This is a genomic window from Streptomyces sp. NPDC059002, from assembly GCF_042740435.1.
GTDB lineage: Bacteria > Actinomycetota > Actinomycetes > Streptomycetales > Streptomycetaceae > Streptomyces.
On record NZ_JBHYJI010000010.1, the window covers coordinates 150,984 to 163,722 of the forward strand.

The 12,739-nt window shown below is 74.3% G+C and carries 10 protein-coding genes; 5 read left to right on the forward strand and 5 right to left on the reverse strand.

What is annotated here, in order from left to right; translation table 11 throughout:
* The first annotated feature begins 203 nt into the window (after window positions 1-203).
* Window positions 204-1,712, forward strand: coding sequence for an alpha/beta hydrolase (locus ACFWZ2_RS12340; RefSeq protein WP_384545000.1), 1,509 nt, complete (start codon window positions 204-206; stop codon window positions 1,710-1,712).
* The gene (locus tag ACFWZ2_RS12345; RefSeq protein ID WP_384545001.1) at window positions 1,709-2,899 is read left to right on the forward strand and encodes a serine hydrolase domain-containing protein; all 1,191 of its coding nucleotides are present in this window, start codon (window positions 1,709-1,711) and stop codon (window positions 2,897-2,899) included. Before ACFWZ2_RS12340 ends, ACFWZ2_RS12345 begins: the two co-directional genes overlap by 4 nt.
* On the opposite strand, the gene ACFWZ2_RS12350 is transcribed toward ACFWZ2_RS12345, so the two are convergent.
* A complete protein-coding gene (locus ACFWZ2_RS12350; RefSeq protein ID WP_384545002.1) occupies window positions 2,820-4,325 on the reverse strand; it encodes an MFS transporter in 1,506 nt (501 codons plus the stop codon). The two genes, ACFWZ2_RS12345 and ACFWZ2_RS12350, sit on opposite strands and share 80 nt — an antisense overlap.
* Window positions 4,322-4,912, reverse strand: a complete 591-nt coding sequence (locus ACFWZ2_RS12355) for a TetR/AcrR family transcriptional regulator (protein ID WP_384545003.1) — start codon at window positions 4,910-4,912, stop codon at window positions 4,322-4,324. Before ACFWZ2_RS12355 ends, ACFWZ2_RS12350 begins: the two co-directional genes overlap by 4 nt.
* Window positions 4,913-5,041: 129 nt before the next feature.
* Here ACFWZ2_RS12355 and ACFWZ2_RS12360 point away from each other — a divergent pair, with 129 nt between their 5' ends.
* Window positions 5,042-7,261, forward strand: coding sequence for an NADP-dependent isocitrate dehydrogenase (locus tag ACFWZ2_RS12360; protein ID WP_384545004.1), 2,220 nt, complete (start codon window positions 5,042-5,044; stop codon window positions 7,259-7,261).
* Between the two features lie 74 nt (window positions 7,262-7,335).
* Here ACFWZ2_RS12360 and ACFWZ2_RS12365 read toward each other — a convergent pair whose 3' ends face one another.
* From ACFWZ2_RS12365 to ACFWZ2_RS12375, 3 genes are read right to left on the reverse strand one after another with little or no spacing between them, the layout of a single operon-like run.
* Window positions 7,336-8,130, reverse strand: a complete 795-nt coding sequence (locus ACFWZ2_RS12365; RefSeq protein WP_384545005.1) for an ABC transporter permease subunit — start codon at window positions 8,128-8,130, stop codon at window positions 7,336-7,338.
* On the reverse strand, window positions 8,127-9,656 hold the full coding sequence (locus ACFWZ2_RS12370; protein ID WP_384545006.1) for an ABC transporter permease subunit: 1,530 nt from the start codon (window positions 9,654-9,656) through the stop codon (window positions 8,127-8,129). Before ACFWZ2_RS12370 ends, ACFWZ2_RS12365 begins: the two co-directional genes overlap by 4 nt.
* Window positions 9,653-10,612, reverse strand: a complete 960-nt coding sequence (locus tag ACFWZ2_RS12375; RefSeq protein WP_384545007.1) for an ABC transporter ATP-binding protein — start codon at window positions 10,610-10,612, stop codon at window positions 9,653-9,655. The genes ACFWZ2_RS12370 and ACFWZ2_RS12375 overlap by 4 nt, the downstream gene beginning before the upstream one ends.
* 141 nt (window positions 10,613-10,753) lie before the next feature.
* Here ACFWZ2_RS12375 and ACFWZ2_RS12380 point away from each other — a divergent pair, with 141 nt between their 5' ends.
* A complete protein-coding gene (locus ACFWZ2_RS12380) occupies window positions 10,754-11,953 on the forward strand; it encodes a sensor histidine kinase (protein ID WP_384545008.1) in 1,200 nt (399 codons plus the stop codon).
* Window positions 11,950-12,711: a response regulator gene (locus tag ACFWZ2_RS12385; protein ID WP_384545009.1), complete on the forward strand. Its 762-nt coding sequence runs from the start codon at window positions 11,950-11,952 to the stop codon at window positions 12,709-12,711. The genes ACFWZ2_RS12380 and ACFWZ2_RS12385 overlap by 4 nt, the downstream gene beginning before the upstream one ends.
* Window positions 12,712-12,739 lie beyond the last annotated feature (28 nt).

Here is a 12,739-nt window from a genome sequence, read left to right on the forward strand (position 1 = left end):
GGCTTCGGCGGGTGCGCGGTGCGGGGCGGACCGGAGGGCGCAACTGGGGTTGTCCCCAGGGCAGTTCGGGCGGCCAGCCCGATGGTCCCGCGGCGTGCGCGCGCCTAGCGTCGTGATCGACTCATCCGCCGCCCGCCGGGCGGACCCACCGGAACCGACCGGCCGGAACCCCCGGCCCACCGGAACCCCCACCAAGGAGCACGATGCGCATCGCGTCAGCAGTCACCGCGGGCCTCGGCCTCGCCGGCCTCCTCGCCGGCGGGGTTGCCGCCGCCGCCCCGCAGGACGCCCCGCACGCCCCGCAGAGACCTCGCGGGACGGTCGCCTGGGGCCCCTGTTCCGCGGAGCAGAAGGAGCTGAACGAGGCGGGCGCGCAGTGCGCGAAGCTCGACGTCCCGCTCGACTACGCCGACCCCGGCGGCCGTACGATCCAGCTCGCGATCTCCCGGATCAAGGCGAAGTCGCCGGGCCAGCGGCGCGGCGTCCTGCTCTCCAACCCGGGCGGCCCCGGCGGCACGGGCCTCGCCAACACCCTGGCCCTGCGCCCCGCGCTCAAGGACGTCGCGGACCGCTACGACCTGATCGGCTTCGACCCGCGCTTCCTCGGCGAGAGCACCCCGCTCAGTTGCGGCCCCGCGCCCCGCCCGACCCCGCCGGGCGAGAGCACCACGCCGCGCCGGGACTTCGACGCCTCGGTGCGTTCCGCCCGCGACACCGCTCGCCGCTGCCAGGAGCACGGCGACAACGCCGCGCTACTGCCGCACGCCTCGACCCGCAACGTCGCCCGCGACATGGACGCCATCCGCGCCGCGCTCGGCGAGCGCGAGCTGTCGTACTACGGCGTCTCGTACGGCGCCGACCTGGGCGCCGTCTACACCCAGCTGTTCCCCCGCAGGGCGGACCGGATCGTGCTCGACTCCTCGACCGACCCGGCCGCCACGCAGTACGAGCTGTTCCAGCGGTCGGGAGCGCCCGCAGAGGCGGCACTCAGCGGGCGTCTGCGGGCCGACGTGGAGCGGCTGCTCGGCCACGCAGAGCGGCACCCCGTCCCCGTCGCGGGACAGCGCCTGAACGCGCCGCTGCTGCGCATCCTGTTCAAGCAGCTCGTGCAGCACGAGGAGAACGACGAGCAACTCGCCAGCGTGGTCGCCGACTTGACGAAGGCGGCCGCGGGCGAGCAGATCGAGCCGGGGCCCGCACTCGCCGGACTCCTGGAGCTCCTGAACTCGCCCGAGCTGGAGAGCAGCATGATCGGCGGCGCGATGTTCATGTGCGGCGACGGCGGCTGGCCCGCGGGCGGGTGGCCCGGGAAACCGGCGACGTACTGGAAGAACATGCAGCGCAGCCGCGCCACGCAGCCGGTCTTCGGGCCCTATGTGAACTCGATGATCGCCCCCTGCGCGTTCTGGGGAGCGGCGCCCCGCGAGCCCGGCACGAAGATCGGCAACGCCGTGCCCGTCCTGATGCTCCAGGCCCGCCACGACAACAACGTCCCCTACGAAGGAGCCCTCGCCCTGCACCGCAGGCTCACCGGATCCCGGCTGCTCACCGCCGACATCCGCGCGCACGGCGTGTACGGGCGGGGCAACGACGGCCTCACCCCCGTCCCGTGCGCCGACCGGACCGTCAACGACTATCTGCGTGACGGCGAGCTGCCCGCCGCCGACCTCACGTGCCCGCACCCCGCGCCGAAGGCCGGGGTGCGGCGATGATCACCAGGCGCACCGGCCTCGCGGCCACCGCCGCCCTGCTCACCGGGGCGGCCGCCGCCCCGGCGAGCAGGGCCGCCACAGGGCACAAGCCCGCGTCACGGCCCGGGAAGTCCGCGCTCCAGAAGGATGTCGACGCGATCCTGGACACCGGGGTGACCGGCGTCCTCGCCGAGGTGCAGGGCGCGCACGGCCGGACGACGGCCCGCGCGGGCGTCGCCGACCTCGGGTCGCGGGAACCCGTGCCCTGGGACGCGTACTACCGGATCGGCAGCGACACCAAGACCTTCACCGCGACCGTCGCCCTCCAACTGGTCGGCGAGGGACGGCTGAAGCTCACCGACACCGTCGACCGGTGGCTGCCGGGAGCCGTCCGCGGCCACGGCAACGACGGCCGCCGGATCACCGTCGCCAACCTGCTGCGGCAGACCAGCGGCCTCAACGACTACCTCGCGAGGGTGGGCCCCGACGACTTCACCCCGGAGGCCTACCGCCGCGACCGGTTCCGCGCGCAGACCCCCGAGGAACAGCTGACGGCGGCGCTCGGCGAGGCGCCGCGGTGGCTGCCCGACGCCGACAACCCGGCGGGGGAGCGGCGCTGGGCGTACTCCAACACCAATTACGTCGTGGCCGGACTGGTCATCGAGGCGGTCACCGGACACCCCTGGGCCCAGGAGGTGCACGAGCGGATCATCGAGCCGCTCGGCCTGCGCGACACGTTCACGCCGGGCACGTCGCCGTACGTGCCGCGGCCGACGGCCACCGGATACACGTACTTCCCCAAGGGCAGTCGCCCCACCGACACCAGCATCGGCTTCGGCGGGGGAGCGGACGGCTGCGTCATCACGACGACCCGCGACCACGCGGCGTTCCTGCGCGCCCTGTTCGGCGGGCGGCTGCTGCGGCAGGAGCAACTGGCCGCGATGCGGCGGACGGTGCCCGCCGACGACTGGATCCCGGCGCCCGGCGTCCGCTACGGACTCGGCATCGCCTGGCGTCCGGTGGCCGGGATCGGCGACGGCATCTGGTTCCACGGCGGGACCAGCCTCGGCTGCGTCTCCGAGTGCGGCGTCACCGCGGACGGTGCCACCGCCGTGACCAGCGCCGCCTTCACCCTGCGGCTCGACGGTCCCGCGCAGGAGGCGCAGTCGGTGCGGACCCTGCGGATGGTGGAGGCGGCGCTGCGCTGACCGCGTGCGGCGCGGGGCGGTCGGCGGTCCGGCGCGGCAGCCGGGCCGCCACCACCGCGCCGAGCGCCGCGACCGCGGCGAGGACCGTCAGCGTCGGGTCCATCGCGGCGACGAAGTCCCCTTCGGTGCCGTGCGGTTGGGCGGCGCCGGGCCGTGCGGCGACCGGTGCGAGCAGGGTCATCAGCGCCGTCGCGAGGGCGACGCCGAGCGCGGGGCCGATGTTCATCGCGGTCTGCTGGAGCCCTCCCGCGACCCCCGCGTCGCCCACCGGGGCATGCCGTACGACGACGGCGGTCGCGGCGACCATCACCGTGCCGAACCCGGCGCCGACGAGCAGAAAGCCGCCGCCGACCGCCGCGGCGGCCGGGTCGGTGCCAAGCCGCGACAGGACGAGCACGCCCGCGGTGAGCACGGCCATCGCCGTCGTGACCGTGCGCCGCGGCCCGTGCCGACGCAGCAGTACGGCCGCCAGCGGCGCGCCCACCACCATCGTCACGGCGAGGGGCAGCGCCCTGACGGCGCTCTGCAGCGGGTCGAGCGCGAGCACGTCCTGAAGGAAGTACGTCGCCACGAAGAGCGCGCCGAACATCGCGGCGGACGCGGCGAGCAGCACGCAGAGCGCCGGTCCCACGGCGGGGGAGCCGAGCAGCCGGGGCGGCACCAGCGGGCCCGACGTGCGCCGCTCGTGCCGGACGAACGCGCCGCCCGCGCACGCCGCCACCAGGAGTCCGACCGCGCTGCCCGCCGTCGGCCCGGTCCCCGCGACACCGGCCAGCGCGTGCACGAGGCAGGCCAGGGTCACCGCGAGCAGCGCGGCGCCCGGCACGTCGAGCCGGGGCGCGGGGCCCTGCCGGTGCGGTGCGGGCAGCCGGACTGCGAGGGCGATGACGCCGATCGCGAGCGCGGGCACGACATTGAGGAGGAAGACGGAACGCCAGCCCAGATGGGTGGCGAGCGCCCCGCCGAGCAGCGGCCCCGTGGCCGCCGCGAGACCGATGGCGCTGGTCCGCAGCGCGATGGGCATGCCGAGCCGGTCCGGCGGGAACGCGGCCCGCAGCATCCCGAGGGTGGCGGGCTGCAGCAGCGCCCCGCAGACGCCCTGCGCCACCCGCAGCGCGATCACCCAGCCGATGCCGGACGCCAGCGCGATGCCCGCCGACGTGACGGCGAAGCCGAGGATCCCGACGGCGAAGATCCGCCGGTGTCCGTACCGGTCGCCGAGCCGTCCCGCGAAGACGAGCAGGCTCGCCACCGCGATGAGGTAGCCGGTGCTCGTCCACTGCACCTGCGCGAACGAGGCGTCCAGATCGCGCTGCAGGGCGGGCTGGACGACGGTGAGCACGGTGCCGTCCAGCGCGACGATCATGGCGCCGACGACGCTGCAGGCGAGGGTGAGGTTGCGGCGGAGCGCGGGAGCGCACGTCATGGGGCGGCCGGTCCGAGGTGCGCGTCGAGCGCGGCCGCGAGCAGCGCGTCGACGTCATCGGCCCCCGAGGCCAGGCGCAGACTGCCCCATCCCCACAACTGCGCGATGCCGTGCAGGTTCGCCCACAGCGCACCCGCGACGATGCGTGCCCCGGGTCCTGCGGCGGACGCGGGGCGGGCCTCGGCGACCAGGCCGACCAGCGCGTCGAAGAGCGGCAGGCTGGTCTCCCGCAGGCCGAGCCCGCTGTTCTCCAGGAGGTCGTGGCGGAACATCAGCTCGAACATGCCGGAGTGCTCGGCGGCGAAGGCGAGATAGGCCCGGCCCAGCGCCATGAGCCGCGCACGCGGGTCCGCCGCACTGCCGCCGACGGCCTGCTCGGCCTGTTCCGCCAGGTCCGTGAAGCCCTGCCGCGCGATGGCGGAGAGCAGGGACGCATGTGTCGGGAAGTACCTCCGGGGCGCCCCGTGCGAGACCCCCGCAGCGCGCGCGATCTCCCGCAGGGACAGCGCCTGTACTCCCCGGGTCGCCAGCAACTCGACCCCGACCGTGACGAGCCGGGCCCGAAGACCGGCTTCCTGTTCGCTCATAGACACTGTCTACCAGAGTGCGTAGACAGTGTCTACGCAGATCGGGACCCCGAGGGCCCTGTCCGTACGGGGGGAGGTAGGAGATATCTTGATGTCGAGCAATGTTGCAGACGCGGAGCGGAGCACCCGGTGACTGACTCGACCATCATCTACACCCACACTGACGAGGCCCCGGCCCTGGCGACCCATTCGTTCTTGCCGGTGGTCCAGGCCTACGCCGCGACGGCGGGCGTCAGCGTGGAGACCCGTGACATCTCGCTCGCGGGCCGGATCATCGCGAGCTTCCCCGAGCACCTCGAGGAGAGCCAGCGCATCTCCGACGCCCTCGCCGAGCTCGGCGAGCTGGCGAAGACGCCCGGGGCGAACATCATCAAGCTGCCGAACATCTCGGCGTCGATCCCGCAGCTCAAGGCCGCGGTCGCCGAGCTGCAGGCCCAGGGCTACGCGCTCCCCGACTACCCGGACGACCCGAAGACCGACGAGGAGCGCGACATCCGCGCCCGCTACGACAAGGTCAAGGGCAGCGCCGTCAACCCGGTCCTGCGTGAGGGCAACTCCGACCGCCGCGCCCCCGCGTCGGTCAAGAACTACGCCAAGGCCCACCCGCACCGCATGGGTGCCTGGACCGCCGACTCGAAGACGAACGTCGCCACCATGGGCGAGAACGACTTCCGCTCCACCGAGAAGTCCGCGACCATCGCCGAGGCGGGCGCGCTCCGCATCGAGCTGGCGGGCGCCGACGGCACCACCACCGTCCTGAAGGACTCCGTGCCGGTCCTGGCTGGCGAGGTCGTGGACGCCTCCGTCCTGCACGTCGCCGCGCTGCGCGAGTTCCTGACCGCGCAGATCGCCCGCGCCAAGGCCGAGGGCGTCCTCTTCTCCGTACACCTCAAGGCCACGATGATGAAGGTCTCCGACCCGATCATCTTCGGTCACGTGGTGCGCGCCTTCTTCCCGAAGACCTTCGCGCAGTACGGCGAGACGCTCGCCGCCGCCGGCCTGTCCGCGAACGACGGCCTCGGCGCCATCCTCAAGGGCCTTGAGGCGCTGCCCGACGGCGCCGCGATCAAGGCGTCCTTCGAGGCCGAGATCGCCGAGGGCCCCGAGCTCGCCATGGTCGACTCGGACAAGGGCATCACCAACCTGCACGTCCCGTCCGACGTCATCGTCGACGCCTCGATGCCCGCCATGATCCGCACCTCCGGCCACATGTGGGGCCCGGACGGCCAGGAGGCCGACACCCTCGCCGTCCTGCCGGACTCCAGCTACGCCGGCGTCTACCAGGTCGTCATCGACGACTGCCGCGCCAACGGCGCCTTCGACCCGTCGACGATGGGCTCCGTGCCGAACGTCGGCCTCATGGCGCAGAAGGCCGAGGAGTACGGCTCGCACGACAAGACCTTCGAGATCCCGGCCGCGGGCACCGTCCGCCTCGTGGACGAGAAGGGCAACGTCGTCCTGGAGCAGGAGGTCGCCGAGGGCGACATCTTCCGCGCCTGCCAGGCCAAGGACGCCCCGATCAAGGACTGGGTCAAGCTCGCCGTCACGCGCGCCCGCGCCACCGGCGACCCGGCCGTGTTCTGGCTGGACGAGGGCCGCGCCCACGACGCCCAGCTGATCAAGAAGGTCGAGCAGTACCTGCCGGAGTTCGACACCGAGGGCCTGGACATCAAGATCCTGTCCCCGGTCGAGGCCACCAAGCTCTCCGTCGAGCGCATCCGCCAGGGCCTGAACACCATCTCGGTCACCGGCAACGTCCTGCGCGACTACCTGACCGACCTGTTCCCGATCCTGGAGCTCGGCACCAGCGCCAAGATGCTGTCGGTCGTCCCGCTGATGGCGGGCGGCGGCCTCTTCGAGACGGGCGCCGGCGGCTCCGCCCCGAAGCACGTCCAGCAGCTGGTCAAGGAGAACTACCTGCGCTGGGACAGCCTGGGCGAGTTCTTCGCGCTCGCGGCCAGCTTCGAGCACCTGGCCACCAGCACGGGCAACGCCCGCGCCCAGGTCCTCGCCGACACCCTCGACCGCGCGACGGCGACCTTCCTCAACGAGGACAAGTCGCCGACCCGTCGCGTCGGCGGCATCGACAACCGCGGCAGCCACTTCTACCTGTCCCTGTACTGGGCGCAGGAGCTGGCCAAGCAGACCGACGACGCGCAGCTCGCGGAGGCGTTCACGGCCCTGGCCAAGACGCTGTCCGAGCAGGAGCAGGTCATCGTCGACGAGCTCATCGCGGTGCAGGGCTCCCCGGCCGACATCGGCGGCTACTACCAGCCCGACGTCACCAAGGCCTCGGCGGTCATGCGCCCGTCGGCCACGCTCAACCAGGCGCTCTCGATCCTGGGCTGACGCTTTCAGCACCTGAGCAGGAAGGGGCCTCCCGCCGTCACGGCGGGAGGCCCCTTCCCGTGCGGGCCCCGTCCTCAGGCGTCCCGCGACCGCAGCACCAGCGCGCCCGCGAGCAGCGCCGCCGCCGCGTACCCGCCGAGCACCCCGATCCCCGCCCACGGCCCGATCGGCAGCCGCTCCGGATGGACCGTCGCCTGGATCGCGAGCCCGGCCGTCGACGGCGTCAACTCCTCCGCCCGCTCCCGCCAGTCGGGGTCGGCGAGCAGCCCCGCGAGCAGCGGAAGGGCGTAGAAGAGGGCGAGGGCCGTGGTGGCCGCGGCCGCCGTGTCGCGCAGGGCGGTCGCCACACCGAGGCCGACCAGGGCCGCGAGCGCGAGATAGAGGACCGAACCCGCTGCCGCCCGCAGCGTCGCCCCCGCCATCAGACCCGGCACCGGAAACCCGTCGGCGGCCAGCAACTCCCGCCCCGCGAACAGCGATCCGACGACGCCGACCGCGCCCGCCGCCACCGTCAGGCCGCACACCACGAGCGCCTTCGCGGCGAGCACCCGCACCCGCCCCGGTTCCGCCGCCAGCGTCGTACGGATCGTGCCCGTGCCGTACTCGCCGCTCATCGCGAGCACCGCGAGGACGACGACCGCGCCCTGCCCCAGCCACACCCCGGTGAGGCTGAGCTTCACGGTGTCCTCGTGGCACGCGGCCGGGTCCGGGCAGTCCCCTGCGGACAGCGCCGCGGTGACCATGGCGCCCGCGGCCACGGTCAGCGCCACCACGGCGAGCAGCAGCCACCATGTGCTGGGCAGCGTACGGAGCTTGGTCCACTCGGCGTGCACCGCGCCGAGCCCCCGGCCCGCTCCCCGCCCCGTCACGCGTCCCGCCTGCGCAGCCGCCACACCGCGGCGCCGAGCACCACGACGACGTACGCGGCGAGCGTCGCGAGACCGGTCCAGGGGCCCTGTGGATAGCAGCCCTCCTCCGGCAGGCAGACCGACGCCACCTGGTCGTAGCGCGGCAGGGTCCCCTGGATCGCGAACCCGGCGACCGGCGTGAGCTGTTGCAGTGCGTGGGCCAGGTCCAGCGGCAGCGTGCTGAGCAGGATCAGCGGCAGCACGAACACCACCACGACGACGGTGATCGCGGCCGTGGTGCCGCGCAGCAGCGCGCCGAGCCCCAGCGCGAGGACCGCGATCAGGGCGAGCACGGCCGCGGTCCCGACGACCGCGCGCAGCACAGGAGCGTCGCCGAGGGTGAGGTCGTCGAAGAGCCGCGCACTGTTGCCGCTCCGCAGACGGGGCTCGCTGAGCAGATACGAGAGGAAGGCGGCGACGAGCCCGGCGGCGAACGTGACCGCGCCGATCACCGCGGCCTTGGCGAGCAGCACCCGGCCGCGCCGCGGACTGAGGGCGAAGGTGGTGCGGATCATGCCCCGCCGGTACTCGGCGGTGATGAAGAGCACCCCGAGCGCCGCGATCAGGACGAGCCCCAACTGGGCGCCCTCCAGGGCCATCACGGTCAGATCGTTGGGCGGCGGAGCCGGGGCGATGTCGCCCGAACCGCTGAGCGTGAAGCCGTCGCCCGTCCGGCGCAGCTCGCCCGCCCCGCGCCCCGGGTCCCCGCCCACGTCGGTGTGCCGCCACTGCGCGGGCGCCGCACGCCCGCTCAGCGTCACCTCGTCGAAGCGCGCGGTCGACCGCGAAGGACGCTGGTCGATGGAGGCGTTGCCGAACTCGCGCTCCCTGGACTGGATGTCGGGCGACGTCACGAAGAACCCGGCCGCCACCGTCCTCGGCGTCCCCGCCGAGCGCCCGGAGCCGTCCAGGCCGACCGTGCCGACCTTGTCCCAGTCGCGGCCGTCGGTGGACTCGTACCCGGTGACGGTGGAGCCCTGCCGCGTCAGGCGCAGCCAGCGGGTGTCGCCGGGCGCGGCGCCGGAGCCCGCCACGTCACGGGTGAACTCGCTCTGCAGGCGCACCCCGTGGCGTGCGGTGAGCATCAGGGCCGCGTAGTCGGCGCCCGGCCGCGTGCTCTCCTTCACCAGCACCCCCGCCTTGGCCCACTCCGGCGTGTCCCCCGGGCTCCGCCCCGCGGGCACGGACACCCGGGCCGTGACGCTGCCGTCGCCGGTGAGCGTGCGGTGCGCGTACGAGAAGGCGTCCTGCACGGGCTTCCCGTCGGACCCGGTGGGCCCGGGACCGCCGCCGCCCCGGGTCGTCTCGCTGGACGAACTCGCCGCGGAGAAGACGGAGACGAGGACGGTCACCAGGACCGCGCCGAGCAGCGTGAATCCCCAGCGGCGCACCGTACGCAGCTTGGTCCACTCGGCGCGGAGCAGCTGCGGGAAGCCGTCGCGGCCCAGGGGCACGGCGGCGGTGCGGCGGGGCGTGACGGCGGTCATCGGACACCCTCCGCGTCCCCGGCGCGCCCCGGCCCCGCGGCGGGCTCGTCCGCCGCGAACTGCACGGCGTCCCTGGTGAGTTCCATGTACGCCTCCTCCAGCGTCGCCCGGTGCGCCGCGACCCCGGAGAACGCCACGCCCGCGCCGCCGAGCAGCGCCACCACGCGCTCCGCGTCGAGCGCCGAGACGGTGAGCGTGTCACGGCCGGTGGCCGCGACCCCCGCGCCCGCGTCCGCGAGGACGGTCATCGCCCGGGTGCGTTCGGCGGTGCGCACCTCGACGCGGTCGCCGGACGCGGCGGCGAGCAGCTCCCGTACGCTCGTGTCGGCGATCACGCGCCCGCGCCCGATGACGACCAAGTGGTCGGCGGTGTCCTCCAGTTCACTCATCAGATGACTGGAGACGAGCACCGCACGCCCCTCGGCGGCGAGCCCCTTGATGAACCCGCGGATCCACCGGATGCCCTCCGGGTCGAGGCCGTTGACCGGCTCGTCGAAGAGCAGCACCGGCGGATCGCCGAGCAGCGCGGCCGCGATGCCGAGCCGCTGCCGCATGCCCAGCGAATAGCCCCCTGCCCTGCGCCGCGCGGCCTCCCCGAGCCCCACCAGGTCGAGCACCTCGTCCACGCGGCGCGTAGGGATCCGGTGCGAGTGCGCCATCCACAGCAGATGGTCGCGCCCGCGCCTGCTGGGATGCACGGCGGCCGCGTCCAGCAGCGCGCCGACCTCCAACAGCGGGGTGCGCAGTGCCTGGTAGGGGCGGCCGCCGATCAGCGCGGTGCCCCCGTCGGCGGCGTCGAGGCCGAGGAGGATGCGCAACGTGGTGGACTTTCCCGCGCCGTTGGGCCCGACGAACCCCGTCACCTGGCCGGGGCCGACGCCGAAGGAGAGCCCGTCCACCGCGGTGACGGACCCGAACCGTTTGCGCAACTCCCGTACGTCGATCGTGGCTTCCATGTGTCCCGTTCCTCCCCGAGGCCAACCGTACGAAGCGAGGCTAAGGACGGCAGGGGGCGGCGGTCGTCACGCGCCGGAGCCGTCTTCGTATCCCTCACGTGAGGGACCCCACCGCCGCCCGCACCCGTGACAATGACATCCGTGAAAGCGACAACTCCCCGGTGGCCGCGGTCCCTTGAGGGGCACCCCGAAGCCCCGGTCGTGGCCGCCGCGCTGCTCGCGCTCGCCGCGGCGGGCGAGGTGCTGCTGCGCGCGGACGGCCGGGTCCCGCTGCCGCTCGCCCTGTCCCTGGCCCTCGGCGCGACCGCCCCCGTCGCGGTGCTCGCCCCCGCGCGCCGCCCCGGCGGTGCCCGGGCCGCGGCCGCCGCGGGAGTGGTCTGCGCCGCCGCCGGGCTGCTCGCGCTCACCCCCTTCCACGTCCTGACCGGGGCGGGCCTCTGCGCGCTCCTCTTCGCCCTCTGCGTCACCGGACGCCGGGGCCCGAAGGCGCTGGCCGTGCTGCTGCCCGCGCCCTTCGTCGGGTACGCCGTCACCGCGCCGGAGACCGGCGACACCGGGTCCCGGTTCCTCACCGCGCTCATCGCCGTCTGCACCGCGGCGGCGGCGGGCACCGGGCTCGCCCGCAGGGCCCGCGACACCGCGCTCGCGCACAGCGCCACCGAACGGGCCATCGCCGACACCCTCCTCGAACACGCGGCGCGCGGCGAACGGGCCAGGATCGCAAGGGAGTTGCACGACGTGGTCGCCCACCACATCTCGATGATCGCCGTCCAGGCCGAGACCGCGAGGCTGACCACCCAAGGACTGCCCCCCGCCGGCGCCGAACGCTTCCTCGCCATCGGCGACACGGCCCGCACCGCGCTCACCGAGATGCGTCGCCTGCTCGGCGTCCTGCGCGAGGACGCGGGCCCCGCCACGGTGCCCGAGCGCCGCCCGCAGCCGGGCATCGAGCAGCTCGCCGAACTCGTCGACGAGGCACGGGACGCGTCCGGCGGCGCGCTGCGGCTGATCGTCGAGGGGCCGATCCGCCCCCTGGAAGCGGGCGTCGAACTCACCGCGTACCGCATCGTCCAGGAGGCCCTCACCAACGCCCGCCGCCATGCGCCGGGCGCCGCCGTCGACGTCGAACTCCGCTACTCCCAGGACGTGTTGCGCCTGCGCGTGCGCGACAACGGCCCGAGCCCGCGCGTTGCGCCGGACGGCGCGAGCGGCCACGGCCTGCTCGGCATGCGGGAGCGCGCCGCCATGGCGGGCGGCGCGCTGCGGGCGGGCCCGGCGCGCGACGGCGGCTTCCTGATCGAGGCGACCTTCCCCGTCCCGGCACGAGAGCAGGCCGCATGAGCACCCACCCGGATGCGGACACCGCACAGGCCGAAGACACCGCAAAGGCCGAAGACGCCCCAGGGGCCGAAGGAGCCGTCCCCGCCGCCCCGCTGCGCATCGTCATCGCCGACGACCACGAGGTCGTCCGCTTCGGCTACGCCGGACTGCTCGCCACCCAGCCCGACTTCACGGTCGTCGGCACCGCGGCGGACGGCGCCCAGGCCGTCAGGCTCTGCCGCGAACTGGACCCCGACCTGGTCCTGATGGACGTACGCATGCCGGTGATGGACGGCATCGAGGCGACGGAACGCCTGGCCGCAGCGGGGAGCGGCACCCGAGTCCTCATCCTCACCACCTTCGACCTCGACGAGCACGTGTACGACGCGCTGGGCGCGGGGGCCGCGGGGTTCCTGCTCAAGGACGTCACCGCGGAGCACCTCTTCGACGCGGTCCGCGTGGTCGCCGCGGGCGAGGGCCTGCTCGCGCCGACGGTCACCCGCCGCCTCATCGCCGAGTTCGCCCGGATCAGGCCCGGCAGGACGGCGGCCCCCGCGCCCCGCGTCGACGCCCTCACGCCCCGCGAGACCGAGGTGCTCCGCCTGATCGCGGAGGGCCTGTCCAATCCGGAGATCGCCGCGCGGCTGCACGTCGGCGAGGAGACCGTGAAGACCCATGTGAGCCGCGTGCTCGCCAAGCTGGGCCTGCGCGACCGCACGCAGGCGGTGGTCGCGGCGTACGAGTCGGGTCTCGTGGTGCCGCGGGCGGGGGAGGGGTGAGGGTCCGCTACGGCCGGGCTACGACCGG

Coding starts and splice junctions, on each gene's coding strand:
- ACFWZ2_RS12340 (WP_384545000.1), top strand. CDS start 204: ATGCGCATCGCGTCAGCAGTCACCGCGGGCCTCGGCCTCGCCGGCCTC.
- ACFWZ2_RS12345 (WP_384545001.1), top strand. CDS start 1,709: ATGATCACCAGGCGCACCGGCCTCGCGGCCACCGCCGCCCTGCTCACC.
- ACFWZ2_RS12350 (WP_384545002.1), bottom strand. CDS start 4,325: ATGACGTGCGCTCCCGCGCTCCGCCGCAACCTCACCCTCGCCTGCAGC.
- ACFWZ2_RS12355 (WP_384545003.1), bottom strand. CDS start 4,912: ATGAGCGAACAGGAAGCCGGTCTTCGGGCCCGGCTCGTCACGGTCGGG.
- ACFWZ2_RS12370 (WP_384545006.1), bottom strand. CDS start 9,656: ATGACCGCCGTCACGCCCCGCCGCACCGCCGCCGTGCCCCTGGGCCGC.
- ACFWZ2_RS12375 (WP_384545007.1), bottom strand. CDS start 10,612: ATGGAAGCCACGATCGACGTACGGGAGTTGCGCAAACGGTTCGGGTCC.
- ACFWZ2_RS12385 (WP_384545009.1), top strand. CDS start 11,950: ATGAGCACCCACCCGGATGCGGACACCGCACAGGCCGAAGACACCGCA.